Origin of the sequence: Mesorhizobium sp. M0052 (assembly GCF_040323255.1) — a bacterium.
GTDB lineage: Bacteria > Pseudomonadota > Alphaproteobacteria > Rhizobiales > Rhizobiaceae > Mesorhizobium.
The window spans coordinates 85,761-112,566 of sequence record NZ_JAMYUS010000001.1 but is presented as its reverse complement, the minus strand read 5'-3'; the positions used below and the strand labels follow the sequence as shown (position 1 = coordinate 112,566).

24 protein-coding genes are annotated in these 26,806 nt (G+C 64.2%); 14 read left to right on the top strand and 10 right to left on the bottom strand.

Going from position 1 to position 26,806, the window contains the following annotated elements; all coding sequences use genetic code 11:
• The first annotated feature begins 20 nt into the window (after positions 1-20).
• Together NKJ77_RS00545 and NKJ77_RS00540 are read left to right on the top strand one after the other, a co-directional pair.
• Positions 21-950: an electron transfer flavoprotein subunit alpha/FixB family protein gene (locus NKJ77_RS00545; protein WP_352533930.1), complete on the top strand. Its 930-nt coding sequence runs from the start codon at positions 21-23 to the stop codon at positions 948-950.
• 120 nt (positions 951-1,070) lie between these two features.
• Positions 1,071-1,949 carry a 3-hydroxybutyryl-CoA dehydrogenase gene (locus tag NKJ77_RS00540; protein ID WP_352533928.1) on the top strand — a complete coding sequence of 293 codons (879 nt, stop codon included), beginning with the start codon at positions 1,071-1,073 and terminating at the stop codon, positions 1,947-1,949.
• A 27-nt stretch (positions 1,950-1,976) separates the two neighbouring features.
• Here NKJ77_RS00540 and NKJ77_RS00535 read toward each other — a convergent pair whose 3' ends face one another.
• The 3 genes from NKJ77_RS00535 to NKJ77_RS00525 form a co-directional block, all read right to left on the bottom strand.
• Positions 1,977-3,911 carry a PAS domain S-box protein gene (locus NKJ77_RS00535; RefSeq protein ID WP_352533926.1) on the bottom strand — a complete coding sequence of 645 codons (1,935 nt, stop codon included), beginning with the start codon at positions 3,909-3,911 and terminating at the stop codon, positions 1,977-1,979.
• 201 nt (positions 3,912-4,112) lie between these two features.
• Entirely contained in the window at positions 4,113-4,751 is a 639-nt protein-coding gene (locus NKJ77_RS00530) for an NrsF family protein (RefSeq protein ID WP_023671666.1), read from the bottom strand.
• A 1-nt stretch (position 4,752) separates the two neighbouring features.
• Positions 4,753-5,304: a sigma-70 family RNA polymerase sigma factor gene (locus NKJ77_RS00525; protein WP_023832512.1), complete on the bottom strand. Its 552-nt coding sequence runs from the start codon at positions 5,302-5,304 to the stop codon at positions 4,753-4,755.
• Between the two features lie 204 nt (positions 5,305-5,508).
• Here NKJ77_RS00525 and NKJ77_RS00520 point away from each other — a divergent pair, with 204 nt between their 5' ends.
• From NKJ77_RS00520 to NKJ77_RS00510, 3 genes are all read left to right on the top strand, one after another.
• Positions 5,509-6,516: an iron ABC transporter substrate-binding protein gene (locus NKJ77_RS00520; RefSeq protein WP_023698702.1), complete on the top strand. Its 1,008-nt coding sequence runs from the start codon at positions 5,509-5,511 to the stop codon at positions 6,514-6,516.
• A 154-nt stretch (positions 6,517-6,670) separates the two neighbouring features.
• Complete coding sequence (locus NKJ77_RS00515) at positions 6,671-8,242, top strand: ABC transporter permease (RefSeq protein WP_023685328.1); 1,572 nt, start codon at positions 6,671-6,673, stop codon at positions 8,240-8,242.
• Positions 8,239-9,321, top strand: coding sequence for an ABC transporter ATP-binding protein (locus tag NKJ77_RS00510; RefSeq protein WP_023686694.1), 1,083 nt, complete (start codon positions 8,239-8,241; stop codon positions 9,319-9,321). Before NKJ77_RS00515 ends, NKJ77_RS00510 begins: the two co-directional genes overlap by 4 nt.
• A gap of 35 nt (positions 9,322-9,356) precedes the next feature.
• Here NKJ77_RS00510 and NKJ77_RS00505 read toward each other — a convergent pair whose 3' ends face one another.
• The 4 genes from NKJ77_RS00505 to ugpB all read right to left on the bottom strand — a co-directional run bounded on the left by NKJ77_RS00505 (position 9,357) and on the right by ugpB (position 13,549).
• A complete protein-coding gene (locus tag NKJ77_RS00505; protein WP_023832511.1) occupies positions 9,357-10,418 on the bottom strand; it encodes a sn-glycerol-3-phosphate import ATP-binding protein UgpC in 1,062 nt (353 codons plus the stop codon).
• A gap of 7 nt (positions 10,419-10,425) precedes the next feature.
• Entirely contained in the window at positions 10,426-11,274 is an 849-nt protein-coding gene (ugpE, locus tag NKJ77_RS00500) for a sn-glycerol-3-phosphate ABC transporter permease UgpE (RefSeq protein ID WP_023694018.1), read from the bottom strand.
• A 9-nt stretch (positions 11,275-11,283) separates the two neighbouring features.
• The gene (ugpA, locus tag NKJ77_RS00495) at positions 11,284-12,168 is read right to left on the bottom strand and encodes a sn-glycerol-3-phosphate ABC transporter permease UgpA (protein WP_023685330.1); all 885 of its coding nucleotides are present in this window, start codon (positions 12,166-12,168) and stop codon (positions 11,284-11,286) included.
• 70 nt (positions 12,169-12,238) lie between these two features.
• The gene (gene ugpB / locus NKJ77_RS00490) at positions 12,239-13,549 is read right to left on the bottom strand and encodes a sn-glycerol-3-phosphate ABC transporter substrate-binding protein UgpB (protein WP_023685331.1); all 1,311 of its coding nucleotides are present in this window, start codon (positions 13,547-13,549) and stop codon (positions 12,239-12,241) included.
• Positions 13,550-13,734: 185 nt separating this feature from the next.
• On the opposite strand from ugpB, the gene NKJ77_RS00485 reads away from it, so the two are divergent.
• Positions 13,735-13,881 carry a hypothetical protein gene (locus NKJ77_RS00485; protein ID WP_023685332.1) on the top strand — a complete coding sequence of 49 codons (147 nt, stop codon included), beginning with the start codon at positions 13,735-13,737 and terminating at the stop codon, positions 13,879-13,881.
• 147 nt (positions 13,882-14,028) lie between these two features.
• Positions 14,029-16,476 carry a bifunctional diguanylate cyclase/phosphodiesterase gene (locus NKJ77_RS00480; protein ID WP_352533924.1) on the top strand — a complete coding sequence of 816 codons (2,448 nt, stop codon included), beginning with the start codon at positions 14,029-14,031 and terminating at the stop codon, positions 16,474-16,476.
• 99 nt (positions 16,477-16,575) lie between these two features.
• On the opposite strand, the gene tlpA is transcribed toward NKJ77_RS00480, so the two are convergent.
• Positions 16,576-17,268: a thiol:disulfide interchange protein TlpA gene (gene tlpA, locus NKJ77_RS00475; protein ID WP_352533922.1), complete on the bottom strand. Its 693-nt coding sequence runs from the start codon at positions 17,266-17,268 to the stop codon at positions 16,576-16,578.
• Positions 17,269-17,302: 34 nt separating this feature from the next.
• On the opposite strand from tlpA, the gene argH reads away from it, so the two are divergent.
• From argH to lysA, 3 genes are all read left to right on the top strand, one after another.
• Positions 17,303-18,703 (top strand): argininosuccinate lyase, encoded by a 1,401-nt coding sequence (gene argH / locus NKJ77_RS00470; protein WP_352533920.1) that lies wholly within the window; start codon positions 17,303-17,305, stop codon positions 18,701-18,703.
• A gap of 68 nt (positions 18,704-18,771) precedes the next feature.
• The gene (locus NKJ77_RS00465; protein ID WP_023673325.1) at positions 18,772-18,978 is read left to right on the top strand and encodes a hypothetical protein; all 207 of its coding nucleotides are present in this window, start codon (positions 18,772-18,774) and stop codon (positions 18,976-18,978) included.
• A gap of 64 nt (positions 18,979-19,042) precedes the next feature.
• A complete protein-coding gene (lysA, locus tag NKJ77_RS00460) occupies positions 19,043-20,311 on the top strand; it encodes a diaminopimelate decarboxylase (protein ID WP_352533918.1) in 1,269 nt (422 codons plus the stop codon).
• A gap of 20 nt (positions 20,312-20,331) precedes the next feature.
• Here lysA and NKJ77_RS00455 read toward each other — a convergent pair whose 3' ends face one another.
• Entirely contained in the window at positions 20,332-20,634 is a 303-nt protein-coding gene (locus NKJ77_RS00455) for an ArsR/SmtB family transcription factor (protein WP_023748498.1), read from the bottom strand.
• A gap of 50 nt (positions 20,635-20,684) precedes the next feature.
• On the opposite strand from NKJ77_RS00455, the gene NKJ77_RS00450 reads away from it, so the two are divergent.
• The 3 genes from NKJ77_RS00450 (at position 20,685) to NKJ77_RS00440 (ending at position 24,764) form a co-directional block, all read left to right on the top strand.
• Entirely contained in the window at positions 20,685-21,626 is a 942-nt protein-coding gene (locus NKJ77_RS00450) for a threonine/serine dehydratase (protein ID WP_352533915.1), read from the top strand.
• Positions 21,627-21,762: 136 nt separating this feature from the next.
• Positions 21,763-24,351: a TIGR02302 family protein gene (locus tag NKJ77_RS00445; RefSeq protein WP_023686705.1), complete on the top strand. Its 2,589-nt coding sequence runs from the start codon at positions 21,763-21,765 to the stop codon at positions 24,349-24,351.
• Between the two features lie 41 nt (positions 24,352-24,392).
• Positions 24,393-24,764 (top strand): glyoxalase superfamily protein, encoded by a 372-nt coding sequence (locus tag NKJ77_RS00440; protein WP_023685340.1) that lies wholly within the window; start codon positions 24,393-24,395, stop codon positions 24,762-24,764.
• On the opposite strand, the gene NKJ77_RS00435 is transcribed toward NKJ77_RS00440, so the two are convergent.
• Positions 24,761-25,624, bottom strand: coding sequence for a LysR family transcriptional regulator (locus NKJ77_RS00435; RefSeq protein WP_023698713.1), 864 nt, complete (start codon positions 25,622-25,624; stop codon positions 24,761-24,763). The two genes, NKJ77_RS00440 and NKJ77_RS00435, sit on opposite strands and share 4 nt — an antisense overlap.
• Before the next feature lie 226 nt (positions 25,625-25,850).
• On the opposite strand from NKJ77_RS00435, the gene NKJ77_RS00430 reads away from it, so the two are divergent.
• On the top strand, positions 25,851-26,801 hold the full coding sequence (locus NKJ77_RS00430; protein WP_023694029.1) for a DMT family transporter: 951 nt from the start codon (positions 25,851-25,853) through the stop codon (positions 26,799-26,801).
• The last annotated feature ends 5 nt before the right edge of the window (positions 26,802-26,806 follow it).

Sequence of the window (26,806 nt, the reverse complement as noted above, 5' to 3'; positions counted from 1 at the left end):
GACTGGAAGGAACAGATAAAATGACCATTCTCCTCATCGCAGAACACGACAACGCCAGCCTTTCCGACCAGACCGCGAAGGCGCTCTCGGCGGCGCTGCAGATCGGTTCGGACGTGCATGTGCTGGTCGCCGGCAAAGGCGCCAAGGGCGCGGCCGACGCCGCTGCCAAGCTCGAGGGCGTGAGCAAGGTGCTGCTGGCCGAGGCCGACGAACTGGCCGAGCGCCTCGCCGAACCGCTCGCCGCACTCGTTGTCTCGCTGGCCGGCGCCTACGACACCATAATCGCACCGGCGACCTCTTCGGGCAAGAATGTCGCGCCGCGCGTGGCGGCCCTGCTCGATGTCGCGCAAGTCTCCGAGATCATCGAAGTGGTTTCACCAGACACATTCAAGCGGCCGATCTATGCCGGCAACGCCATTCAGACGGTGCAGTCGAGCGACGCCAAGAAGGTGATCACCGTGCGGACCGCTTCCTTCCAGGGCGCGCCCGAGGGCGGCTCGGCAGCTGTCGAGACGGTGAAGGCCGCGGCCAATCCCGGCCTCTCCACTTTCGTCGAGAACAAACTCTCGGAAACCGACCGTCCGGAGCTGACCTCGGCCAAGATCATCATTTCGGGCGGCCGCGCGCTCGGCTCCTCGGAAAAGTTCCAGGAAGTCATCCTGCCGGTCGCCGACAAGCTCGGTGCAGCCGTCGGCGCCTCGCGCGCTGCCGTCGACGCCGGCTACGCCCCGAATGACTGGCAGGTCGGCCAGACCGGCAAGGTCGTGGCGCCGGACCTCTATATTGCCGTCGGCATTTCCGGCGCCATCCAGCACCTTGCCGGCATGAAGGATTCGAAGGTCATCGTCGCCATCAACAAGGACGAAGAGGCGCCGATCTTCCAGGTTGCCGATTACGGCCTGGTCGGCGACCTGTTCGTCATCCTGCCGGAACTGCAAAAGGCGCTTTGACGCTCTCTGCCAAAGCGTATTAAATTGTGAAAGGGTGGGGTAGACGAAGCTGCCCCACCCTTTTAGTTTGCACTGCACAAAAAGCAGGCCGCAAAGGCCTTTTCGACGGGATCGCTGCAAATGGCCAAGATCGAGACGATCGGCATCATCGGCGCCGGCCAGATGGGCGGCGGCATCGCGCATGTATCAGCACTTTCGGGTTTCAAGGTGCTGATCTACGACGTCTCGCCCGACCGTATCGAGAAGGGCATTGCCACGGTCAGCGGCAACATGGCCCGCCAGGTCGGCTCCGGCAAGCTTGAGGAAAAGCTGCGTAACGAAGCGATGGCGCGCATTTCCGCAGCCCCCACCATGGCTGATCTCGCCGGTGCCGATCTGGTTATCGAGGCGGCGACCGAGGACGAGACGGTCAAGCGCAAGATTTACGCGCAGCTCTGTCCCCAGCTCAACCCGGAAGCCATTCTGGCGACCAACACCTCGTCGATTTCGATCACCCGGCTTGCGGCGCAGACCGACCGTCCCGAGCGTTTTATCGGCATACATTTCATGAACCCCGTGCCGCTGATGAAGCTGGTCGAACTGGTGCGCGGCATCGCTACCGAGGATCAGACCTTCGAGGCGGCCAAGGCCTATGTGAAACAGCTCGACAAGACCATCACCGTCTCTGAAGATTTTCCGGCCTTCATCGTCAACCGCATTCTGTTGCCGATGATCAACGAGGCGATCTACACGCTCTATGAGGGGGTCGGCTCGGTCGATGCCATCGACACCGCCATGCGGCTCGGCGCCAACCATCCGATGGGACCGCTGCAGCTCGCCGATTTCATCGGCCTCGACACCTGCCTGTTGATCATGCAGGTGCTGCATGACGGCCTGTCGGATTCGAAATATCGCCCCTGCCCGCTGCTGGTGAAATATGTCGAGGCCGGCTGGCTCGGCCGCAAGACCGGGCGCGGCTTCTACGACTATCGCGGCGAGCATCCGGTTCCGACGCGCTAACCACCAGAACGAAAGTTCCGTGCTCCCTCAGGACGCCGCTGCAAGCGGCGGCTCTGCTTGGCCTCTTGACCCGGTATCGTCAGGCGCCACGGAAACACAGCCGCGGCCGGCGGCCTTGGCCGCATAGCAGGCAGCATCGGCCCGGGCGATGATCTCGTCGACTTCACCGCTGTTGCTGTGGATTGGCGCCAGCCCGATGCTGGCATCGATCGCATGCGGCCGGCCGTCCCAGCTGAACTGCAGGCCGCGGATGGCGTCGATGACCGAGCGTGCGGCAATCCTGGCGCCGGCGCTCGGCCCGGCTTTCAGGATGACCGCGAATTCGTCGCCGCCGAGGCGGGCCACGATATCCTCCGGCCCAAGCGCACCGCGAATGGCCTCGGCAACCCGCTTCAGCAAGGCGTCGCCGGCGGCGTGCCCGCCAGTGTCGTTGACCCGCTTGAAATGGTCTAGATCGATGAACATGAAATGATGTTCGCCCGCCGGCCTGGCTGTGTCGGCCTTGCGGCTCCGGTCGACCAGTTCCTCCATGGTGCGGATAAAGCTCGAACGGTTGGCAAGGCCAGTCAGCGCATCATGCGCGGCGGCATAGGCGAGCTGGCGCTGCAAGGCGCGCGCATCGGTGAAGTCCTGGAAGACAATGACAAGACCGCAGAACTCCTGGCGGTCGTTCATGATCGGCGACACCACCTGGCGGATGCTGCAGCGTGTGTCGTCGCGACGGATGAGGACGGCGCGACTGTTCTGGTCGACAGGGCTGGCGCTGCCGAGCGCCGGCCGCGTCATGCCGATCCTTTGCCCGGTTTCTTCGTCCACCGCCCAGTAGACATGGCCAAGCGTCTTGCCGAGCGCCTCCGCGCCAACAACGCCGGTGAGCTTTTCGGCGACCGGGTTCATGAAGGTGATGCGGTTGGCGGCATCGGTGCAGATGACGGCGTCGCCGATCGACTGCAGCGTCACCCTCAGCCGCTCCTTCTCGTCGGCCAGCATTGCCGCCGATACGATGAGGCTTTCCTCGGTTTGCTTGCGCTGGGTGATGTCGGTCAGGCTGCCGATGGCCCTGACCAGCCGTCCGTCGTTGTCGCGTTCGAGCGTCTTGCCGCGGTCGAGGATCCAGACCCAGTGGCCATCCTTGTGGCGCATCCGGAACTCGGCTTCGAAGAACGGTGTCCTGCCCTCCAGATGGGCACGATCGGCTTCGGCGACGTTTTCGCGATCGTCGGGGTGGATCATCGCCAGCCAGCGGTCGGGGTCGCCGTCCAGTTCGCCATCGGCATAGCCCAGCATCTTCACCCAGGTGGCGGAGTAGGTGGTGCCGCCCTTCCGCATATCAAGATCCCAGACGCCTTGTCCGGCGCTGGCCAGGGCAAAATTCCAGCGCGTTTCGGCTTCGGCTATGCGCGCCTCGGATTGCTTGCGCGCATCGATATCCTCGATCTGGGAGACCAGGTAGAGCGGGCTCCCGCTCTTCTCGTCGCGAATGACGGAACCGGCAAGATGGGCCCATACCGGCGTGCCGTCCTTCCTGAGGTAGCGCTTTTCGAAGTGGAAGGCGTTGACGGTGCCCGCCCGCATGCCGTCCATCGTCTCACGGCCGATCTGCACATCGTCGGGATGGGTGATCTGGAAGAAGGTCAGCGCCTCGATCTCCTGCTTGCTATAGCCGAGCATGGCGGCGAAGGCCGGGTTGGTTTCATGGATGCGGCCGTCGAGGCCGACAATGGCGATGCCGATCGCCGAATCCTCCATGGCGCGGCGGAAACGCTGCTCGCTTTCGGCGATCTGCCGGCGGTCGTCCAGTATCCGGTAAATGAACAGGGCGGCGAGAATCAGCGCAACGGCGGCGACCGGCACCGATATCTGCAGGCAGAGTTTCAGCACTTCGGCGCTGACATCGAGCCGCGACAGCAGGAGCGCGACCACGGCAGCGCAAAGCCCTCCGGCCGCAAGCACCAAAGCCACGTGACTGTCAGCCCGCAGGCTTTTTCGCTCTCGTCGCATCACTGTGCATGCCACCCCATGCGCAACACATTTCTGCAAAAAACACTGGATGATCGATTTTAAGGAAAGGTTGCGCCGGAGCCACCGGCAACACGGTGAACCCGCAAACAATTGCCGGCATGATTAAGGATCGGTGATTATTGGGCGATCTTGAACGGCCGGTCACCAGCGCACGAAGAACCGTCCCCCGAGCGCGCCCAGACCGGCGAGGACGGCGATGGCGAGCGTGTACCAGGTGGCGACGAAAAGCGGCGAATCGTCGAAGCAGTGCGCGGCGTAGAAGGTCGCCGCCAGGCCGCCGGCGAGCAGTCCCGCGACCGCCCCGGCCAACACCGGCCGCGTCGGCGCGCCATAGCGCAGCATCCACAGGAAGACGGCAAGCGGGCCGATGCCGATCAGCGGGATGAAGCCCATGCAGATCATCATGTTGGAGCCGACCATGCGCGTGCTCCACATCGGCTCCGGCACCATGAACAGTTCGAGAGCCACCGCCACGGCCACCAGCAGCGGCGCCGCCAGCATCCAGGCCGCGGCTCTTGCCGTCGAAGCGCCCGGCGTCGACAACGCCCGGACCAGGCCAAAGGCGGTGACGGCGAGCACGATGGTGAACACGAACTTCGCCAGGAACCGCATCGTGTGCATGGCGGTCATTATGTCGGGACGCGGGCCGATGGTGAGAAAGAAGACCAGAGCCGCGATCACCGCCGCGGCTGCCGCCGCCATCAACCAGGCCGAGCGCAGCGGCATCGCCTTGCTGCTTGTGTCGGCGTCGAGTGCCTTGATGAGATCCTCCGTCCTCATGTCACTGCCGCCCGAAGCGCCCCTGCCCAAATCGCTTGGCGATCGCGGCAAGCCCGCGATGCAGCGACACCCGCACCGCCGTCTCGCTGACGCCGAGCGTGGCCGCCGTCTCGCCGATGGAGCGGCCGTCGACCGAGATCGAAGAAACGACGGAACGCTGCCCAGCCGGCAGTCCGTCCAGCGCCCGGTTGATGTCGCGTTCGCTGACGGTCTCGGTTTCCGGCTCGGCAAAGGTCTCGGCGATCTCGTCGATCTCGATTTCGATGCGCCGTCCGCGCCGCCGGAAAGCATCGATCAGCTTGAAGCGGGCTATCGCATAGATCCATGGCAACACCGGCGCGTCCTGGCGCCAGGTATGCCGTTTCACATGAATGGCCAGCAAGGTTTCCTGCACAACATCCTCGGGATCGACCCCGCCCTGTACGATCTTGCGCCTCGCAAAGCCGCGAACCAGCGCGGCGATCCGGTGCAAAAAGTCGGCGTAGGCCCTTTCATCTCCCGCGATCGCGGCCCGCATCAGCCGGGAAAGCTCGGCCTCATCCTTGCCGCTCACAAGAGTTCACTCCCCGATCTTCGCGCCTCGGCACCGATTTGTTACGTGTCCGGCGAAATGATGTCCAAGCCAAAGTGCCGCAAAATCACGAAAGTTTGCGAGAGCGGCGACCGATTGAAGCAGCCGAGCAATGTTGACTACTGCTGTCAGGTATCGATAGGTGCAGCCTGCGAAACCAGAACCACCGAGATTGAGGATGACGCCATGAGATACACGCTCTCCACCCTAGCGGGGGCCACAGCGCTGGCCGTGAGCATGATCGCCGGGCCGGCGATGGCCGCGGATGCCGGCATCATCGTCTACAACGCCCAGCATGAGAGCCTGGCCAAGGAATGGGTCGAAGGTTTCACCAAGGAAACCGGCATCAAGGTCACGCTGCGCAATGGCGGCGACAGCGATTTCTCCAACCAGATCGTCGCCGAGGGCGCTTCTTCGCCGGCCGACGTGTTCCTGACCGAGAACTCGCCGGCCATGACTCTGGTCGAAGCGGCGGGCCTTTTCGCGCCGGTCGACGCCGACACGCTGGCGCAAGTCCCGGCCGAATTCCAGCCGAGCAGCGGCAAATGGGTGGGTGTCGCGGCGCGCAGCACCGTCTTTGCCTACAACAAGACCAAGCTCACGGCCGAAAAGCTGCCCAAATCGATGCTCGATCTCGCCGATCCCGCCTGGAAAGGCCGCTGGGCAGCCTCGCCTTCCGGCGCCGATTTTCAGGCCATCGTCAGCGCGCTGCTCGAGCTCAAGGGCGAAGCCGCAACCGCCGACTGGCTGAAGGCCATGAAGGAGAATTTCACCGCCTACAAGGGCAACGGCACGGTGATGAAGGCGGTCAATGCCGGCGAGATCGAAGGCGGAATCATCTACCACTATTACTATTTCGGCGATCAGGCAAAGACCGGCGAAAACAGCAAGAACGTCGAACTGCATTATTTCAAGAACCAGGATCCCGGCGCTTTCGTCTCGATCTCCGGCGGCGGCGTGCTCGCCTCGAGCAAACACCCGAAGGAAGCCCAGGCGTTCCTCAAATGGGTGACCGGCAAAGGCGGCCAGGACGTGCTGAAGACCGGCACGTCCTTCGAATACGCTATCGGCAAGGACGCGCAGTCCAATCCCAAGCTGGTGCCGCTGGCCGACCTGCAGGCGCCGAAGGTCGATCCGGCGACACTGAACTCCAAAAAGGTGACGGACCTGATGACGGCAGCCGGCTTGCTTTAGGCTGGGTTCGTCCTAAAAGGGCAACGATTGCGCTCCTGCCGGACTTTCCGCAGGAGCGCTCTGTTTTCGAGATGGCATTGTCCATGACGACACATTGCGTTTCCGGCCGCGCCTGCGGCGCCCCCGCCCCGGCGGCAGTGGCGCGGTCGAGCTGATGCAAACTGCGGTCGATCTCGCACGTTCAGGCCAGACAGTCGGGCGGTCCCGCCGGAAGCCCATGTCCTGGATCGCGCTTGTCGCCATAATTGTCTCGCTGCTGTCGCTGCTGCCGCTGGCGTTCATCATCTGGATCGGCGTGCAGATCGGCTGGGACACTGCTTCGGCCCTGGTCTTCCGGCCGCGCGTCGGCGAACTTCTGGTCAACACCGTGCTTCTGGTGGCGCTCACCGTGCCGATCGCCACCGTGCTGTCGGTGACGCTGGCATGGCTGACCGAGCGCAGCGACCTGCCAGGCGCCCGCCTCTGGGCCTGGCTGTCGGTAGCGCCGCTTGCCATCCCCGCCTTCGTGCACTCCTATGCCTGGATTACCCTGGTGCCGGGACTGCATGGCCTGTGGGCCGGCGTGCTGGTGTCGGTCCTTGCCTATTTCCCATTCCTCTATTTGCCACTAGCGGCCGCATTGCGCCGGCTGGATCCCGCCCTGGAAGATGCGGCCGCAGCGCTTGGCCTCGGACCATGGCGCGTGTTTTGGCGCGTCGTGCTGCCGCAGCTCAGGCTCGCCATTTGCGGCGGTGCGCTGCTGGTTGGACTTCATCTGCTTGCCGAATATGGCCTCTATGTCTTCATCCGCTTCGACACTTTCACCACCGCGATCGTCGACCAGTTCCAGTCGACCTTCAACGGCCCCGCCGCCAACATGCTGGCCGGCGTCCTGGTGACATGCTGCTTCGTGCTGCTCGCTCTGGAGGTGCTGGTGCGCGGCGAAGAGCGCTATGCCCGCGTCGGCTCAGGCGCGGCGCGCCACCGGCAGCGCTCGAGGCTCGGGCGCGCCACGCTGGCTTGCCTGGCTCTGCCTGCCGTCACCACGCTGCTCGCCATCGGCGTGCCCTTCGTCACCATCGGCCGCTGGCTGGTCGCCGGCGGCGCCGATGTCTGGCGTTTGGACGAGATCGGCCTGGCGCTTGGCCAGACACTGTTCCTGGCGCTGGCCGGCGCCTTGCTTGCGACCATCGCCGCCATGCCGATGGCCTGGATCTCGATCCGCGCGCCGGGACCGCTGCAGCGGCTGCTCGAAGGCTGCAACTACATTGTCGGTTCGCTGCCCGGCGTGGTCATCGCGCTGGCCTTGGTCACCATTACCGTGCGCATCGCCATGCCGCTCTACCAGACGCTGTTCACAATCCTGGTCGCCTATGCCCTGATGTTCCTGCCGCGCGCCTTGATCAGCCTCAGAGCCTCGATCGCACAGGCGCCGGTCGAGCTCGAACGCGCCGCCGCCAGCCTTGGCCGGCCGCCGCTGAAGGCGCTTTGGTCGACAACGATTCGCCTGTCGGCGCCGGGGGCTGCGGCCGGCATGGCGCTGGTCGCGCTCGGCATCATGAACGAGCTGACCGCCACCCAGATGCTGGCGCCCAACGGCACGCGCACGCTGGCCATGGCGTTCTGGTCCTATAGCGGCGAGATCGACTATGCCTCCGCCGCCCCTTACGCCTTCATCATGGTGGCGATGTCGCTGCCGCTGACCTGGCTGCTCTATGTCCAGTCGAAACGGATGGCCGGGCGATGAGCTTTCTCGAAATCAGTGGCCTCACCAAGCACTACGGCCCGGTCGCAGCCCTTGCCGGCATCGAGCTCAGCGCCGCAAGCGGCAGTCGCACCGCGATCGTCGGCCCGTCCGGCTGCGGCAAGACGACGTTGCTGCGGCTGATCGCCGGCTTCGAGGCGCCCGACCAGGGCCGCGTCGTGCTCGACGGCGAGGTGCTGGCCAATGGCGGCCATGCGGTGCCGGCGCACCGCCGCGGCATCGGCCTGGTGGCGCAGGATGGCGCCCTGTTCCCGCATCTCAGCATCGGCGACAATATCGGCTTTGGCATGGCCCGCGGCGAGGACCAGCGCGCCGAGCGCATCGCCGAGCTCGCCTATACCGTCGGGCTGGACAAGGCGATCCTCAAGCGCCGCCCGCACCAGCTCTCCGGCGGCCAGCAGCAGCGCGTGGCGCTGGCCCGCGCCATGGCGATGAAGCCCAGGCTGATGCTTCTCGACGAACCGTTCTCGGCGCTCGACACCGGTCTGCGCGCCTCGATGCGCAAGGCGGTCGCCGAACTACTCGAAGCCGCCGGCATCACCACCATCCTGGTCACCCACGACCAGGCCGAGGCGCTGTCCTTCGCCAGCCAGGTGGCGGTCATGCGCGACGGAAAGTTCTCTCAGATCGGCACACCGCGAGAACTCTATCTGCAGCCGAAAGACCGCATGGTTGCCGAGTTTCTTGGCGACGCCATCATCTTGCCGGCAAAGATTTCAGGCGGCTTCGCCACCTCCTCGCTTGGTCGCATAGCCGTCGACTCGAAGGAGCGGCGCGACATCGCCCGCATCATGCTGCGACCGGAGCAGGTGCAGGTAAAGCGCACGTCGCGCGAAGGCATGTCGGGTCCTGCGGGCACGATATTCGCCGAGGTGACGGACTCGGAATTCGCAGGCTCGATGTGCACCATTGCCGTGCGGCTGTTGAACAACCCCGATCCGCCGGACGCCGCGGCGATCGGCAGCACACCGCTGACCTTACGCAAGCCGGGAATCGACGCACCTGCCGTCGGCGAGATCGTGCGTCTGACAGTTTCCGGCAAGGCGCATGTCTTCGCCTGAACTGCCGATGCGTCGGATTGGCGCGAGCGGCTGCGTCAATCGACTCGTTTCCCAGCATTGTCGAACCAATGCAGCTTCTCGGCCCTGGCCACGACGCGCAGTTGATCGCCGGGTTTGGCCGTGGCGCGGCCGGCCACACGCACGGCGATGCGGTTGCCGCCGGCGGCACAGTGAAGAAAGCTTTCGGCTCCCACAGGTTCGACCGCCTCGACCGCCGCAGGCAGAATAAGCGCGCCGGATGATGCCTCGGCACTGAAGGTGACGTCGGCATCCTCAGGGCGGAAGCCAAGCGTGGCGGCGTTCGTAGGCGCGAAGTCAACCGTCTTGCCGTCGGTCAGCGCCGGACCAGCCGGTCCTTGCGAAAGAGGCAGAAGGTTCATCGGCGGCGCTCCGATGAAGGAGGCGACGAAGGTCGATGCCGGCTTCTCGTAGATGTCGAGCGGCGCGCCCGTCTGCTCGACCAACCCGCCATTCATGACGACGAGAATATCGGCCAGCGTCATCGCCTCAAGCTGGTCGTGGGTGACGTAGACCGAGGTGACACCGAGCGAACGCTGCAAATTCTTGATTTCGACCCGCATCTGGCCGCGCAGTTTGGCGTCGAGGTTGGAAAGCGGTTCGTCGAACAGGAAGACTTTTGGATTGCGCACGATTGCGCGACCCATGGCCACGCGCTGGCGCTGGCCGCCGGAAAGCTCGCGCGGGCGCCGGTCGAGCAGCGCCGTGAGCTCCAGCACCTTGGCGGTCGAGCGAACCCTGCTGTCGATCTCGTCCTTGGGAGTACCCCGGTTGCGCAACCCGTAGGCCATGTTGTCGTAGACCTTCATATGTGGATAGAGCGCATAGTTCTGGAACACCATGGCGATGTCGCGCTCGGTCGGACCGATCGTGTTGACGATCTTGCCGTCGATGGCGACGGTGCCGGAAGAAATGGTCTCAAGCCCGGCGATCATCCGCAGCAGCGTGGACTTGCCGCAGCCGGACGGCCCAACCAGCACGCAAAGCTCCTTGTCGGGAATGGCGATCGAGACACCCCTCACCGCCTCGACGCCGCCGGGATAGACTTTCTTCACATCCTTCAGATCGATGGTCGCCATCAGCTTCTCACTTTTCGGTATCGACCAGTCCGCGCACGAACCAGCGTTGCATCAGCACCACGATCAGGATCGGCGGCAGTATGGCCAGCATCGCGGTGACCATGACCAGATGCCATTGGGTATCGGCATCGGCGAAGGAGACCATCTTTCTAAGTGCGATGACGATGGTGTTCATGTCATTGCTGTTGGTGACGAGCAGCGGCCACAGGTACTGCGTCCAGCCATAAATGAAGAGGATGACGAACAGCGCCGCGATGTTGGTGCGCGACAGCGGCAGCAGGATGTCGAAAAAGAATCGCCATGGTCCGGCGCCGTCGACACGCGCCGCTTCCACCAACTCACCTGGGATGGTCATGAAGAACTGGCGAAACAGAAGCGTGGCGGTGGCCGAGGCGATCAGCGGAATGATCAGGCCGGCATAGGTGTCGATCATGCCGAGATCGACCATCACCTTGTAGGTCGGCAGGATGCGCACCTCGACGGGAAGCATCAGCGTGATGAAGATCAGCCAGAAGAAGACCATCCGAAGCGGAAAACGGAAGAACACGATCGCATAGGCCGAAAGGATCGAGATGAAAATCTTCCCCACCGCGATGCCGAGCGCCATGATCGTGGTGTTGAGCAGCAATCGGCCGACACTGACGCCGCCGATGCGGCCGACACCGCCGAACAGCGCCTCGCTGTAATTGTTCCAGACCTGGTCGCCGGGCAAAAGAGGCAATGGCGGCTTGAGGATGGTCTGCAGCGTCTGCGTGGAGGCAACGAAGGTGTAGTAGATCGGGAAAGCGACGATCAGGATGCCCAGGATGAGCACGGCGTGGGCGATGAGGGCGCGAAGCGGGGACTGACCAATCATCGCTCGCGCTCAACCGTAGTGGACTTTGCGTTCCACATAGCGGAACTGGATGGCCGTGAGTGAGATGACGATGACCATCAGGATGACCGACTGCGCGGCCGAATCGCCGAGGATCAAATTGACGAAACCGTCATTGTAGACCTTGTAGACCAGCGTCTCGGTGGCCTTGCCTGGCCCGCCGCCGGTGACGGCATGAACGATACCGAAAGTGTCGAACAGCGCATAGACAGTGTTGACGACCAGCAGGAAGAAGGTCGTCGGTGCGAGCAGCGGGAAGACGATGGTCCAGAAGCGCTTCGTCTCCCCGGCGCCGTCCATGGCCGCCGCCTCTATCAACGTCTTCGGCACCGCCTGCAGCCCGGCGACGAAGAACAGGAAATTGTAGCTGATCTGCTTCCAGGCAGCCGCAGATACCAGCAGGATCATGGCTTGGTTTCCGTTAAGCAAGGGATCCCAGGCGATGCCGAGACCTCTCAAGGCGTAGGCCAGCGAACCGATCGAGGGGTTGAACAGAAACAGCCACAACATGCCGGCAATCGCCGGCGCCACCGCATACGGCCAGATCAGCAGCGTGCGATAAAGGCCTTTGCCGCGCACCACCTTCTCGGCCATGACGGCAAGCAACAGGGCCACACCCATGGCGACCATCGCGGTCGCCAGAGAGAACACCAGCGTAACTTTGATCGAGTTGAGGTAGGCCGGGTCGGCCAGCACCTTGCGAAAATTGGCGAGCCCGACGAACTTGCTCTTCAGCCCGAACGGGTCTTCCCTAAGCATCGACTGGTAGAGCGCCTGCCCGGTCGGCCAGTAGAAAAAGATCAGCGTAATGGCGAGTTGCGGCGCCACCAGCAGGTAAGGCAGGGTCTTGTTGGGAAAGACGACGCGTGGAGACAGGGTGATTCCCTCGCTATTCAGGAAATCGTCCACGCGGGTCCGCGTGGACGAGGTTCAACTGACAATCGCTTCAGTTTCCGATCGCTTCCTGAATCGCCTTGTTGCCGCGTGCGACCGCGTTGTCGAGCGCCTGCTGCGCAGTCTGCTGGCCGGCCAGCATCTTCTCGAACTCCTCATTCTCGATGTCGCGCACCTGCGGCAGGTTGACGAGGCGCACGCCCTTCGAGTTCTCGGTCGGCGCCTTGCCCAGCATCTGCAGGATCGGCGTCTCACGGCCCGGGTTCTTGTCATAGAAGCCGGACTTCTTGGTCGCCTCATAGGCAGCGAGCGTCACCGGCAGATAACCCGACTTCTGGTGCAGATACTCCTGCACTTCGGTCTTGGACAGGTAGGAGAAGAACGCCGCGACGCCCTTGTATTCCTCGTCCGATTTGTTGCCGAACACCCACAGGCTGGCGCCGCCCGGCGTGGTGTTCTGGGGCGCGCCCTTGGCGTCACTATCATAGGGAAGCTGGCCGATGCCGTAGTTCATGCCCGATTTGACGATGTCACCGAGACCCCCCGACGATTCGGTGAAGATGCCGCATTCTCCGGCAAGAAAGATCTGCTTGGCTTCGGATGTACGGCCGCCATATTTGAAGGTGCCGTCCTTGGCCAGGTCGGCGAGCGCCTGGAAATGATTGACGAAGATCGGCGCATTGATCTTGAGCTCGACGTCGGTTCCGGCAAGTCCGTTCTGGTTGGTGCCATAGGAAACGTCGTTCCAGGCGGCGAAGGCCTCAAGGTGGATCCAGGTCAACCACGTCGAGGTATAGCCGCAGGAAGCGGCGCCGCTCGCCTTGATCTTCTTGGCGGCTTCCCACACCTCGTTCCAGGTCTTTGGCGGATTGTTCACGTCAAGCCCGGCCTTCTGGAAGATATCCTTGTTGTAATAGAGGATGGGCGACGAGGAATTATAGGGGAAGGACAGCATGGTCCCGTCCGGCTTCGAATAGTAGCCGACGATGCCGGGCAAATACTGGCTCTTGTCGAAGGTCACGCCGGCGCTGGTCAGCACATCGGCCACCGGCTTGATCGCACCTTCGGCGGCCATCATGACGCCGGTACCCACGTCGAACACCTGGATGATGTCGGGCGCTTGCCCCGCACGAAAGGCAGCGATGCCGGCATTCAGCGTTTCGGGATAGGTGCCCTTGAAAACAGGGAGAATTTCATAGTCGCTCTGGCTGGCATTGAAATCCTTGGCGATCTTGTCGACCACCTCGGCATTGGCGCCGGTCATTGCATGCCACCAACTGATCTGGGTGGCGGCGAAGGCGGAGGTGGTGGAAAGCAGGGTCAAGGTGGCGGCAACACCGGCCGCAAAGCCGAACAACTTCATGTTTCATCTCCCGTTTGTCATTGGCGAAAGGGGCGCTCCCGCGAACGCAATATGTGTCGCTGATGACAATCGGACAACGGATTTGTTGCTGTTTCGTGAATTTCATACCCGGCTAACTTCGCGCCCCCTCGCCTTGCAACGAGGACAGAGAGAAATGCCAAGCCGGCTCAGCGATAGAATGGGGCATGGTGGGCCTGCAAGGATCGCCGACCGCCCAGCGATGCGTGAAGGGCCCGCGTGACAGCGCCACGCACCTGCACCGTGCGGCCGCCAAACCGGCGCTCGGCCAGATCGAGATCGGCCGAGCGGCATCGCGCCAGGCGCTGCTGTAACCGTGCGTCTGGAATGAGACAGGATCGCCGCAACGTACAACCCGAAAAACCCGCTGTAGTTGTAGTTCGCATAACCGATTCTTCGTCAAGCGTGGCATACTAATCAAGTGGACGGCTTGATTGCTGTGGGAGAGCAGGTGGGGCGAGATGCTGACGGTCTATAATTGTATCGTGCATGAGCACGATCTGAGACTGGTCGCACTGGCAGCGCTCATTTGCGGTATTTCTTCCTTCTCGGCGGTCAACCTGCTTCGCCATGTCGACCGCTCGAGCGAGCGCAACCGCTATACCTGGCTGATGATAGCAGCCACTTCCACCGGCTTCGGTATCTGGGCGACGCACTTCATCGCAATGCTTGCCTTTTCTCCCGGAATCCCCAACGCCTACAATACGGAAATGTCGGCGCTTTCGCTCGCCGGTTCCGTCGCCCTGACCGCTGCGGGCATGTGGATCGCCACCTTGCGCCGGGGCATCGACTACCCTCTGGTCGGCGGCGCGGTCCTCGGCGCTGGTATCGCCGCCATGCACTATATCGGCATGGCCGCCTTCGAGGTCGAAGGGCGCATCGTCTGGAACCCGCTGCTGGTCGGCGTCTCGGTGCTGACAGGCGTCACCCTCGCCGCGCTGGCGCTGCTGGTCGTGTTGCGACGGCCGTCCATGCAGGCCACAATCGCCGCCGCCATCCTGTTGACGCTGGCGATCTGCAGCCTGCACTTCATCGCCATGGGCGCGGTGTCGATCTTCCCGGACTCCTCCATCGAGATATCGCAGTTCACGGTCGAACCGGTGTCGCAGGCCTTCGCCGCCGCCGCAGTCAGCATGGCTATCCTGGTGCTTTCAGCCGCAGCATTGTGGATCGACCTTCGCTTCCGGCGTCACAAGCTCGAGGCCGAGCGCATGCACGGCCTCGCCAACGCCGCCGTCGAGGGGCTGATCGTCTGCGACGGCGCCCGCATCGTCAGCGCCAATGACAGCATCGCGGCACTCACCGGCATTGCGCCGGAAGTGCTGAACGCGATGCTGCTTGGCGACCTCTTCGGCGAACGCACCGCGGCCGGCATGTCCGACTGCAGCGGACAGGCACAGCAAGCCGAACTCAGAGCCCATGACGGCGCCACCATCCCCGTCGAACTTATCGCCAGAAGCATCGACTATTGCGGCAAGCGGCACAGCGTGGTCGCCGTGCGCGACATCCGCGAACGCAGGAAGGCCGAGCAGGAGATCCTGCGCCTCGCCCATTTCGACCCGTTGACCGGGCTCCCCAACCGCCGCAGTTTCTCCGGCCGGCTCGAGGCCGAAATTGCCGCAATGGATCGCGGCGGCAAGGGTGGGCATCTTGCGCTGCTGCTGCTCGACCTCGACCGCTTCAAGGAAGTGAACGACCTGTTCGGGCATGGCGCCGGCGATGCCATGCTGCAGAAGGTGGCGCTATGCGCCTCCGCCGTGCTCCGCCACGGACAGATGCTGGCGCGTCTCGGCGGCGACGAGTTCGCCATCATCGCTCCGAACCTTCCCGATCCGCAGGCGGCCGGCCGCATCGCCGAGGCGGTGCTGGCGGCCATGCGCGAGGAAAACCGGCTGTCGGTCGGTGGCGGGCTGGTGTCGGCCAGCATCGGCATTGCACTTTATCCGCTCGACGCCGATGAGCCGACACTCCTGGTCAGCCACGCCGACACCGCGCTCTACCGCGCCAAGGCCGAGGGCAAGGACACTTACCGTTACTTCGAGGCCTCGATGGGCGCCGAGGCGCGAGACCGGCGCGTGATGGAGCACGAACTGCGCCAGGCCATGGCGCGCGATGAGTTTCGCCTCGTCTACCAGCCACAAAAGGAGATCAGCAGCGGGCGGATGGTTGGGTTCGAAGCGCTGATCCGCTGGCGCCATCCGCAGCGCGGCGACGTGTCGCCGGCGACCTTCATCCCGGTGGCCGAAGACAGCGGCGTCATCATCCAGATCGGCGAATGGGTGCTGGCGACGGCCTGCGCCGAGGCAGCGCGCTGGAAGAACCCTCTCACCGTCGCGGTCAATGTCTCGGCGGTGCAGCTCCACAATCCGAATTTCAGCCGCAAGGTGCATGAAGTCCTGCTCGGCTCCGGCCTGACGCCCGGCAGGCTCGAACTCGAGATCACCGAAACGGCGCTGGTCAAGGACATGCCGCGCGCGCTGGCGACCTTGCGCCAGGTGAAGGCGCTTGGCGTGCGTGTGGCGATGGACGATTTCGGCACCGGCTACTCCTCGCTGTCCAATCTCCGCGCCTTCCCCTTCGACAAGATCAAGATCGACGGCTCATTCATCAAATCAGTCGACAGCAACGGCCAGGTGGCAGCCATCGTGCGCGCCGTTCTGGGGCTTGGCCGCGGTCTCGGCCTGCCGGTTCTGGCCGAGGGCGTCGAGACGCTGGGCGAGCTGAAATTCCTCGACGCCGAGGCCTGCGAGATCGGCCAGGGCTACTACCTAGGCCGGCCGAGCCCGATCGAGGCGTTCAGCGAACTGACCGGCGTCGCGGCGCCGGCGGCACAAGAGGACGCCAGCGTCAAACAACGCGGCGGCAGCATCTTGATGCTGCCGCCGGCGGCGGCCCTGCGCTCAGCCTAGAGCAATTTCAGGAAAAGTGTGAAACGGTTTTCCGTCCGAAATTGCGTCGAAACAAAAAAGTTAGCGCGGGTAGCCGTTTCGACGAAACGGTGAACCGCTCTAAGGGGCGAGTGCGGCCTCGACCAGGCGCTTGGCATCCGGTCCCGACCATTCGGCCGGTCCGTTCATATGCGCGACCAGGCAGCCTTCTCCATCGATCAGCATGGTGACGGGGAGGCCTAGCGCCAAGCCGCGCGTCTTGACGTCGTTGAACAGCGCCAGCGTCGAATCGCGGTAGTAGCCGAGCGACCCGATGCCGATATCGGCGAGGAACTTCTTGGGCTTCACATCGTCGCCGGCATCGACATTGACCGCGACCACTTCGAAGGCATCGCTGCCCTTTTCCTTCTGCAAGGCGTCGAGCGCCGGCATTTCCGCACGGCAGGGCGCGCACCACGTCGCCCACAGGTTGAGCAGCACGGTCTTGCCGGCCTGATCGGCGATCGTCATCGGCTTGCCGTCGGGACCGTTGAAGGCGAGACTTTTCAGCGATTGCGGCGGATCGGCGGGCAGCAATGCCGCCACCTGGCCGGTGGCCGCGGCGGCAACCTTTTTGGCGCGGTCGCTCTTGGCGGCGCAGGCGACGTCGTCCTTGCTGTTGCCCGCGCCGGCCGCAGGTGCGCTGCCGGTGGCTGCGTTGTTGCCAGACCCGCTCTCGCTGACATATACCGCGACCACGCCGGCCAGCACGCCCGCCAGCAAAGCGGCGAGGATCAGGCGCGGGGCCGGGAAGTATCTGCTACCGTCTGCCATTTTCTAAGACTGCTCCGGAGCACGGGTTATAGCGATGAGCGACAAGAAGGCCAGCAACCAGATGTGGGGCGGACGTTTTGCCTCGGGTCCGGCCGCGATCATGGAAGCGATCAACGCGTCGATTTCGTTCGACCGCAAACTCTATGCCCAAGACATAAGAGGTTCGGTCGCCCACAGCGAGATGTTGGCTGAAACGGGCATTATTTCGGCGGCCGATCAAGAAAAAATCGCTCACGGGCTGAACACGATCCTGAAAGAGATCGAGGCCGGCACGTTCGAGTTCTCGACCCGGCTGGAAGACATTCACATGAATATCGAGGCCCGCCTTGCCGATCTGATCGGCCCGGCCGCCGGCCGCCTGCACACGGCGCGGTCACGCAACGACCAGGTGGCGGTGGATCTCCGGCTCTGGGTCAAGGACGAGTGCTTTCGCGTCGCCGAGGCGCTGAAGGGGCTGATCTCAGCCTTGCTCGACCGCGCCGAGGAGCATGCGGCGACCGTGATGCCCGGCTTCACCCACATGCAGGCGGCGCAGCCGGTGACCTTCGGCCACCATTGCATGGCCTATGTCGAGATGTTTTCGCGCGACCTGTCGCGCGTCCGCGACGCCATCGAGCGGCTGGATGAAAGCCCGCTCGGCGCGGCAGCGCTTGCCGGCACCAGTTTTCCGATCGATCGCCACAAGACCGCCAAGGCGCTCGGCTTCCGCGAGCCGATGCGCAATTCCCTGGACAGCGTCTCCGACCGCGATTTCGCGCTGGAGTTTTTGAGCCTGGCGGCGATCTGCGCCACGCATCTGTCGCGGCTCGCCGAAGAAATCATCATCTGGTCGACGCCGCAATTCGGCTTCGTTAGGCTGTCGGACAGTTTCTCCACCGGCTCCTCGATCATGCCGCAGAAGAAGAACCCGGACGCCGCCGAACTGGTGCGCGGCAAGACCGGCCGCGTCACCGGCCATCTCGTCGGGCTGCTGACCGTGATGAAGGGCATGCCGCTGACCTACGGCAAGGACATGCAGGAAGACAAGGAATCGGTCTTCGACGCTGCCGAAACACTCGATTTGATGCTGGCTGCGATGACGGGCATGGTGCGCGACATGACGGTCAATGCCGCCGCCATGAAAAAAGCCGCCGGCTCGGGCCACGCGACCGCGACCGACCTCGCCGACTGGCTGGTGCGCGCGCTGGGCCTGCCCTTCCGTGAGGCACACCATGTCACCGGCCGCGCGGTGGCGGTGGCCGAAGAGAAGAAGGTGAGCCTTGAAAAGCTGTCGCTGGAAGATCTGCAGTCGATCAACCCCGGCATCACGGCAGACATCTTCTCGGTTCTGGCGGTGCAGAATTCGGTGAAGAGCCGCACCAGTTTCGGCGGCACGGCGCCGTCGGAGGTCAGGAAGCAGATCCGCAGCTGGAAAAAGCGCATCGCCAAGGCATGATGCCGGGGTGCAATGCGCCTAAAACTCGGTTAAAAGCGCAGCACATAAAGTTTCGGACGGATGGATCGATGACCGCAAGCAGGATTTTGGTGACGCTGACGCTGCTGACGGCGATGGCTGCCGTGACCGCTTGCGGCCGTAAGGCCGGTCTCGACACGCCCTATGAAGCGGCCGTCCAGGCCCGCAAGGACGCCGAGCGCGCCAAACAGCCGGTGCCGCCGGAGCCGGAAAAACCGGTCGTGGACAAGAAATTCATCCTCGACCCGCTGATCTAGAGCCGATGAGACTGGCTTGGACTTTCTGACCAGGTCTCGTGCTCCAACTTCCGGAAACACTCTCGTGAACCATTTCGATTACCGCGACGGCGTGCTCCATGCCGAGGACGTGGCGATACCAGACATCGCCGCAAGCGTCGGCACGCCGTTCTATTGTTATTCGGCGGCAACCTTGACGAGGCACTACCGGGTGTTCGCCGGGGCGTTTGCCGGGCTCGACACGCTGGTCTGTTACGCCTTGAAGGCGAATTCCAACCAGGCGGTGCTGCGGACGCTGGCAAAGCTCGGCGCCGGCGCCGATACCGTCTCGGAAGGCGAAATGCGCCGCGCGCTCGCCGCCGGCATCCCGGCCAGCAAGATCGTATTCTCGGGCGTCGGCAAGACCGCGCGCGAAATGGATTTTGCGCTCGAGGCCGGCATTCTCTGCTTCAATGTCGAATCCGAGCCGGAGCTGGAGTTGCTGTCGGCCCGCGCCACCGCGCTCGGCAAGGTGGCGCCGGTCTCGCTGCGCATCAACCCGGATGTCGACGCCAGGACGCACAGGAAGATCTCCACCGGCAAGGCCGAGAACAAGTTCGGCATTCCCTGGCAAAGGGCGCGCCAGGTCTATGCCCGCGCGGCCGGGCTGCCGGGCACCAAGCCTATCGGCATCGATACCCATATCGGCAGCCAGGTCACCGAGTTGCAGCCCTTTGACGATGCTTTCGCGCTTCTGGCGGAACTGGTCGGCGCGCTGCGCGCCGATGGCCACGCCGTCGAGCATGTCGATCTCGGCGGCGGCCTCGGCATCCCCTACCGCACCGACAACAGCCCGCCGCCTCTGCCCGATGCCTATGCCGAGATCGTCAGGAAGCATCTGACAAAGCTTGGAGTGAAGGTGATGTTCGAGCCGGGCCGGCTGATCGTCGGCAATGCCGGCATCCTGGTCTCGGAAGTGATATTCGTGAAGGAAGGCGACGCCAAGAACTTCCTCGTCGTCGACGCCGCCATGAACGATCTGATCCGGCCGACGCTCTACGATGCCTTCCACGACATCAAGCCGGTGGTGCAGCCCCCGGCCGACACGCCGCGCATGGCGGTCGACGTCGTCGGCCCGGTCTGCGAGACCGGCGACTATCTCGGCCTCGACCGTGACCTGCCCCGGCTCAAGTCTGGCGACCTCATTGCCGTCACCACCGCCGGCGCCTATGGCGCGGTGCAATCCGGCACCTACAACACCCGCCTACTTGTGCCTGAGGTTCTGGTCGACGGCGACCGTTTCCACGTCGTGCGCCGGCGCCAGACCTATGACGAGCTGATCGGCCTGGATTCGGTGCCCGACTGGCTTGCATAGGAGCCGCAGCGCCGGCTGCGCTACAGCCGGTTCTGGATGAGCAACCTTGCGTCGGCGATGCTGTCCTCGTCGCGGCGGTAGAACGTCCATTGCTTGATGCGCTTGGGCCGCAGCAGGCCGGCCTGGGTAAGCACGCGCATATGTTCGGAGAGCGTCGCCTGCGTAATGCCGAGCTTCTCCGCGATCAGCAGCGCGCAAACGCCATCCTCGACCAGATCGCCGTCTGCCTGGGCCGGGAAATGCGCCTGCGGATCCTTCAGCCAGTCGAGGATCTGCAGCCTGCGTTCATTGGCGATCGCCTTGAAGATTTCAACCTCTTGCATTTAGCCATTTTGCCAAGTTACTAATTGCTGTCAATCCCAAGGAGATGGTCATGACGAACGGCAACACCGTCACGCGCGAACGCATCGCCGCGATGGAACCGCGCATCCGCCCCTATATCAGGCACACGCCGGTGCTGCGCGTCGACATGGCCGATTTCGACCGGCCGCCGCTGGCGGTCGACCTCAAGCTCGAATGCCTGCAGCATTCCGGCTCGTTCAAGGCGCGCGGCGCCTTCACCAATCTGCTCGAACGGCCGGTGCCTGCGGCCGGCGTCGTCGCCGCATCGGGCGGCAATCATGGCGCCGCGGTCGCCTATGCCGCCATGCGGCTTGGCCACAAGGCGACGATCTTCGTTCCCGAAGTCAGCCCGGCGGCCAAGCTGCAGCGCATCCGCGGCTACGGCGCCGAACTGATCGTCGGCGGCGCCCGCTATGCCGAGGCGCTGGCCGCCAGCGAGGCTTTTGCTGAAAAGACCGGCGCGCTGCAGATCCATGCCTTCAACCAGGAGGAAACATTGGTCGGCCAAGGCACGCTCGGCCTCGAAATCGAAAACGATCTGCCCGACATCGACACGCTGCTGGTCGCTGTCGGCGGCGGCGGCCTGATCGGCGGCATCGCCGCCTGGTTTGCCGGCGGCATCAGGATCATCGCCATCGAGCCCGAAGGCGCGCCGACGCTGCATCACGCCTTCGAAGCCGGCCACCCCGTCGATGCGCCCGCCGAAGGCGTTGCCGCCGATTCGCTGGCGCCCAAACGCGTCGGCGAGATGATGTTCCCGATCGCCGAGGCTTTTGTCGAGCGCTCCATTCTGGTCACCGACGACGCCATCATTGCCGCGCAGAAGGCGCTGTGGGAGCGGGTGCGGATCATCGCCGAGCCGGGCGGCGCAGCGGCCTTCGCAGCGCTGCTGTCCGGCCGCTACACGCCGGCGCCGGGCGAGCGGATCGCCGTCCTTGTCTGCGGCTCGAATACCGATCCGGCGAAATTCTAAACCTTGCTTCGACTGAAGTGGGACGCAAACCCGTCAAAGCTTTTCAAGTTTTCCGGAACCGCCTCGCCTTTGCCGTGTTTGCTGGTAAACTTCTGCTTGTTGAGTCCGGGCCATCCCGCCCGGGCAGGAAGGGCCGATGACGGAACGCCCCATTTCCAGTGGCGATCGCAGCCTGGCCGGGCGGCTTGCCCTGAGCCGGCTGGCGACACGGGTCTCGATGACGGTCGAGCGCGGCTGGCCGCTGCTTCTGCCGCTGCTCATCATCGCCAGCCTGTTTCTCAGCCTCTCCTGGCTCGGCCTTTTCCCCCGGCTGCCTGACATTGCGCGCGTTATCCTGGTCACGGCGTTCGGTATTGCCACGCTGGCGGCGCTCTATCCGCTGCGTTTCTTCAAGCTTCCATCCGCCGCTGAAATCGACCGCCGTATCGAGGCCGCCAACCAGCTGCAGCACAGCCCGGTGCTGGTGCAGACCGACCGTCCCAGCGGCAAGGAAAGCATCTTTTCCCAGGCGTTGTGGCGCGAACACCAAAAGCGCATGGCCGACAAGCTCGGCAGCCTTGGCGCCGACCTGCCGCGTACGCGCGTGCCGGAGCGCGATCCGTGGGCATTGCGTGCCGTGGCGGCGCTGCTGTTGGTCACCGCTTTTGCCTTCTCCTTCGGACCGTCCGGCGGCAGGCTGTCCGATGGTTTCAGTGCCCATGCGGCGCGCGACATCGTACCGCCGCGCATCGATGCCTGGGTGACCCCGCCGGCCTATACCGGCAAGCCGCCCATCTTCTTGACCGCGCCAGTCATCGATGGCAACGCCAAGCAGGCGGTTGCCACCTTCACCGTGCCGCAAGGCAGCGACGTCTCGCTGCGCGTGACCGGCGGCTCCGGCGAGGAAACGCTAAGCTTTGCCGACAAGGGCGGCAATGCTCGCGCCATCGACCCGTCGGGACCACAGGTGGCGGCCGTCAAGGCAGCGGCGGTCAACCCCGCGACCCCCAAGCTGCGCCAGTTCACCGGCAAGCTGACCGCCGACGGCACGCTGACGCTGAAGTCGGGCGAAGCCGATCTCGGTCGCTGGGCCTTCGCGGTGATCCCCGACAAGCCGCCGACGATCCGCTTCGTCGGCGAGCCCAAGCGCGCCGTCAACGGCGCCTTCGAGCTAAACTACCAGATCGACGACGACTATGGCGCGGCCACCGCCAAGGCGGTTTTCGCGCTGGCCGATCCGGCGGCGCCCGATGCGCATCCGCTCTACGGTCCGCCTGACCTGCCGCTGGCGCTGCCGCGCCGCGGCGGCAAGGCGAACGCCGCCAAGACCACCAAGGACCTCACCGAGCATGTCTGGGCCGGCGCCAGCATCAAGCTGTCGCTTGTGGCCACCGACGATGCCGGACACACCGCGACCAGCGAAACCAAGACTATTGTGATGCCGGAGCGGCCCTTCGCCAACCCGCTGGCGCGGGCGGTGGTCGAGCAGCGCCGCCTGCTGGCGCTCGACGCCAATGCCAAGCCGCGCGTGCTCGACCTGATGGACGCCATCACGCTGCGGCCCGAGGACACGTTCGACAACATGTCGCATTACCTCGCCATCATGAGCGCCCGCAGCCGGCTGAAGATGTCGGACAGCGACGATCAGTTGCGCAACGAGGTTGCCTATCTCTGGGAAATCGCGCTCGGCATCGAGGAAGGCAATCTCTCGTCCGCCGAAAAGCGGCTCCGCCAGGCCCAGCAGGCGCTGCAGGACGCCATCAAGCGCGGCGCCAGCGACGAAGAGATCGAAAAGGCGATGAAGGAACTGCGCGAGGCGATGAACGAATTCCTGCAGGAATTCGCCGAGCGCGCCAAGCAGAACCCGAACGCGCCGCAGATGCAGCAGAATGGTCGCGAGCTGCGTCAGAGTGATATCGACCGCATGATGGACCAGATCGAGAACCTGGCGAAGTCGGGCGACCGCGACAAGGCGCAGGAGCTGCTGTCGCAGCTGGAAAACATGATGAACAACCTGCAGGCCGGCCGTCAGCAGCAGGGCGGCGAGCAGGACAGCGAGATGCGCCAGCAGATGGACAAGCTGGGCGAGATCATGCGCCGCCAGCAGGAGATGATGAACGACACCTACCGCATGGACCAGATGCAGCGCGGAGATAATCAGCAGCCCGGCGAAGGCAATGGCGACGACCCGGACCAGCCGGGCGTCGGCAAGGATCGCGATCCTCTCGCCCGGCCGAAGTCGATGACACCGCAGGAATTCGCCGATGCGATGAAGCAGCTGCAGGAAGGCCAGGGCCAGTTGCAGAGCGAACTCGACAAGCTGAAGAAGGGCCTGGAAGGCATGGGCATGCAACCCAATGAGGGGTTTGGCGACGCTGGCAAATCCATGGGCAATGCCGAAAAGTCGCTTGGCGAAGGCGAAGGCGACCAGGCAGTCGGCCACCAGGGTCGCGCGCTGGAAGCGCTGCGCAAGGGCGCCAAGGAGATGATGAAGCAGCTGCAGGCGATGCAGGGCGACCAGGGCGGCAGCCAGGAAGGCGGCCGCCAACAGGACGCCGGCCGCGATCCGCTGGGCCGACCACGCGCCAGCCGCGGACCCGATTTCGGCGATTCGGTGAAGGTGCCCGACGAGATCGACGTGCAGCGCGCCCGCCAGATTCTCGAGGCGATTCGCAAGCGGCTCGGCAACGCGCTCAGCCCCGACATCGAGCGCAGCTACCTCGAGCGGCTGCTGGAGCTGAAGTAGCCTCCAAGGCAACATCCGTCGAACTGAATGGTATCAGCGCCATGCCGAAACTCGGTGCCGTCACGCCCATCCTGCGCATCTTCGACATCGCCAAGGCACGCGAATTCTATGTCGACTTTCTCGGCTTCAAGGTCGAGTTCGAGCACCGCTTCGACGACAATGCGCCGCTCTATATGGGTGTAATCCGCGACGGCTGTGTCCTGCATCTGAGCGAACATCATGGCGACGGCGCGCCGGGTATAGCCATGCGCATCAAGGTCGAGGACATCGCGGCATTGCACCGCGAACTGATCGGCAAGAGATACCGCTACGCCCGGCCGGGCCTCGAAACCACGTCGTGGCAGACCCGTGAAGTGTCGGTCGGCGACCCCTTCGGCAATCGCCTGCATTTCTACGAGGATGCAACAGACTAAGCCGGCCGGTTGACGAACGCCTCGCGGATCGCCTCCTGCATGCCGTCGATAGCCTCGCCTGAGGCATTTGGGCTGCGGTGCATCACCACATTCGAGGAATCGATATGACCGAACCCGTCAGCGGCGGTGAGTTCACGACAGCCATCCGGAATATTGCTGTGCGAGATCGGCGCGATCGCCAGGCCAGAGGTGACGGCGAGCTTCAGGCCGCCGGTGGTGTCGCTGGTATAGGCGACACGGTAGGCCAGCCCACGCTGCTCCAGCGATTTGATGGCGAAGTCCTTGCACCAGCCGGCCCGGTTGTAGAGCGCGATCGGCACCGGCCGCTCCTCATGCATGTGATGCAGGCTCGATGTCACCCACACGGTCGGATCGTGCATCAGCACCTCGCCGCCGGAAGGATCCTGCCATTCGAACACCACGGCGAGGTCGAGTTCACCGGCCGCCAACGCTGCCAGCTGGGCGCCCGAATGTGCATAGCGCACGGTGACCTCGACCTTGGTGTGACGCTTCGAGAAGGCGCCGAGCGCGCGCGACAGGATGGCGTGACCATATTCCTCGGGAATGCCGATGCGCACAGGCCCGCCAAGCGGTGCCGCCGCCATCGATGCCGCCGTCTCGTCGAGCAGCGAGACGATGCGGCGGGCATTGACGATCAGCTCGCCGCCACGGCGCGTCAGCGCCACGCCGCGCGAGCCGCGTTCGAACAGGCTGTCGCCGACCAGCTCCTCGAGCTTCTTCATCTGCATCGACACCGCCGACTGGGTGCGCCCGGCCTGCTCCGCCGCCCGGGTGAAATTGCCCGCTTCGGCAATGGCGACGAAGGTGCGCAGGAGATCGCTGTCGAGGGGTGGCCGCATCGAATCCGTCATAAGCAAATTTGATCGCTGGTATCATTCCAATTCGTTTGCAACATGTCAAACGCCGCAGCATAGTCCGCTCGCCCATTGGATATGCCGCCGCGAAATCGGCTGCGGACCAATCAAAGAGTCCTCACTCATACCCGCTGCCCGAAACGGTGGCGGGTTCTTTTTACCCCATGGCCGGGCGGCTGCGGGCAGTTAAGGCAAGGGCCGGCAGAACAACATGCGCAACCGGATCGTTCTCGGCATCATCAGCCTGTGCCTTGGCGTGCTGGTGTTCTCGCTCCAGGACCCGCTGGTCAAGGCGGTGTCGGCCGGCTATCCCGTGACCGAGGTGATGTGGATCCGCTCGATCGTCGCTTTGCCGATCCTGATCTTTCTCGTTCGCGCCGACGTCGGCCTGCGGGCCATCGCCTCGAAGCGGTTCGGCCTGCTGACGATACGCGCCTTCATCCAGTTCTCCTCCTATACGGTCTACTATCTGGCGATCGCTGCCTTGCCGCTCGCCGACGCGGTGGCGCTCTATTTCATGGCGCCCCTGTTCATCATGGCGATAGCCGGGCCCTATCTCGGCGAGCGGGTATCCTGGCAGGCTCTCGCCACCGTGCTGATCGGCATGCTGGGCGTGGTCGTGATGCTGCGCCCGGGCGCCGGCCTGTTCGACTGGGCGGCGCTGCTTTCGTTGGGCTCGGCTTTGCTCTACGGCTTTTCACAGCTGATGGCGCGCAAGATCGGCGACACCGAATCCTCCACCGTCATGGCCTTCTACCAGAACGGCGCCTATCTGGTCGGCGCCGCTGCGGTTGCCGGCACATTCTGGCTTGCCGGCATAACCCATGCTGTCCACCCCAGCCTCGAATTCCTGGTGCGGCCGTGGGTCTGGCCGACGACCCCGGATTTCCTCAAGATGGCGGCCTGCGGCTTCGTCGCTTCGGCCGGCATGATTCTGCTGTCGCAGGCCTACAGGCTGGCGCCCGCCAACCGCGTCGCCACCTTCGAATACACCGGCATCATCTGGTCGCCGCTGTGGGGCTTCCTGTTCTTCGACGAGGTGCCGCGCTCGACCACTGCCATCGGTGCGGCGCTGATCATCGGCGCCGGTCTGCTGGCGCTCAACACCGAACGGCGCCGGAGCGCTGCGCCTGTCCTCGCCGCGTCTCAGGATGCCGCCTGAAGCGT

Bases quoted from the DNA above. Each gene is read 5' to 3' on its own strand.
- NKJ77_RS00515 (WP_023685328.1), top strand. From the start codon at position 6,671: ATGCAAACTGCGGTCGATCTCGCACGTTCAGGCCAGACAGTCGGGCGG.
- NKJ77_RS00540 (WP_352533928.1), top strand. From the start codon at position 1,071: ATGGCCAAGATCGAGACGATCGGCATCATCGGCGCCGGCCAGATGGGC.
- NKJ77_RS00480 (WP_352533924.1), top strand. From the start codon at position 14,029: ATGCTGACGGTCTATAATTGTATCGTGCATGAGCACGATCTGAGACTG.
- NKJ77_RS00430 (WP_023694029.1), top strand. From the start codon at position 25,851: ATGCGCAACCGGATCGTTCTCGGCATCATCAGCCTGTGCCTTGGCGTG.
- NKJ77_RS00545 (WP_352533930.1), top strand. From the start codon at position 21: ATGACCATTCTCCTCATCGCAGAACACGACAACGCCAGCCTTTCCGAC.
- NKJ77_RS00465 (WP_023673325.1), top strand. From the start codon at position 18,772: ATGACCGCAAGCAGGATTTTGGTGACGCTGACGCTGCTGACGGCGATG.
- ugpE (WP_023694018.1), bottom strand. From the start codon at position 11,274: ATGATTGGTCAGTCCCCGCTTCGCGCCCTCATCGCCCACGCCGTGCTC.
- NKJ77_RS00530 (WP_023671666.1), bottom strand. From the start codon at position 4,751: ATGAGGACGGAGGATCTCATCAAGGCACTCGACGCCGACACAAGCAGC.
- NKJ77_RS00520 (WP_023698702.1), top strand. From the start codon at position 5,509: ATGAGATACACGCTCTCCACCCTAGCGGGGGCCACAGCGCTGGCCGTG.
- NKJ77_RS00450 (WP_352533915.1), top strand. From the start codon at position 20,685: ATGACGAACGGCAACACCGTCACGCGCGAACGCATCGCCGCGATGGAA.
- NKJ77_RS00505 (WP_023832511.1), bottom strand. From the start codon at position 10,418: ATGGCGACCATCGATCTGAAGGATGTGAAGAAAGTCTATCCCGGCGGC.
- NKJ77_RS00485 (WP_023685332.1), top strand. From the start codon at position 13,735: ATGGTGGGCCTGCAAGGATCGCCGACCGCCCAGCGATGCGTGAAGGGC.
- NKJ77_RS00455 (WP_023748498.1), bottom strand. From the start codon at position 20,634: ATGCAAGAGGTTGAAATCTTCAAGGCGATCGCCAATGAACGCAGGCTG.
- NKJ77_RS00510 (WP_023686694.1), top strand. From the start codon at position 8,239: ATGAGCTTTCTCGAAATCAGTGGCCTCACCAAGCACTACGGCCCGGTC.
- argH (WP_352533920.1), top strand. From the start codon at position 17,303: ATGAGCGACAAGAAGGCCAGCAACCAGATGTGGGGCGGACGTTTTGCC.
- tlpA (WP_352533922.1), bottom strand. From the start codon at position 17,268: ATGGCAGACGGTAGCAGATACTTCCCGGCCCCGCGCCTGATCCTCGCC.
- NKJ77_RS00435 (WP_023698713.1), bottom strand. From the start codon at position 25,624: ATGCGGCCACCCCTCGACAGCGATCTCCTGCGCACCTTCGTCGCCATT.
- NKJ77_RS00440 (WP_023685340.1), top strand. From the start codon at position 24,393: ATGCCGAAACTCGGTGCCGTCACGCCCATCCTGCGCATCTTCGACATC.
- ugpB (WP_023685331.1), bottom strand. From the start codon at position 13,549: ATGAAGTTGTTCGGCTTTGCGGCCGGTGTTGCCGCCACCTTGACCCTG.
- NKJ77_RS00445 (WP_023686705.1), top strand. From the start codon at position 21,763: ATGACGGAACGCCCCATTTCCAGTGGCGATCGCAGCCTGGCCGGGCGG.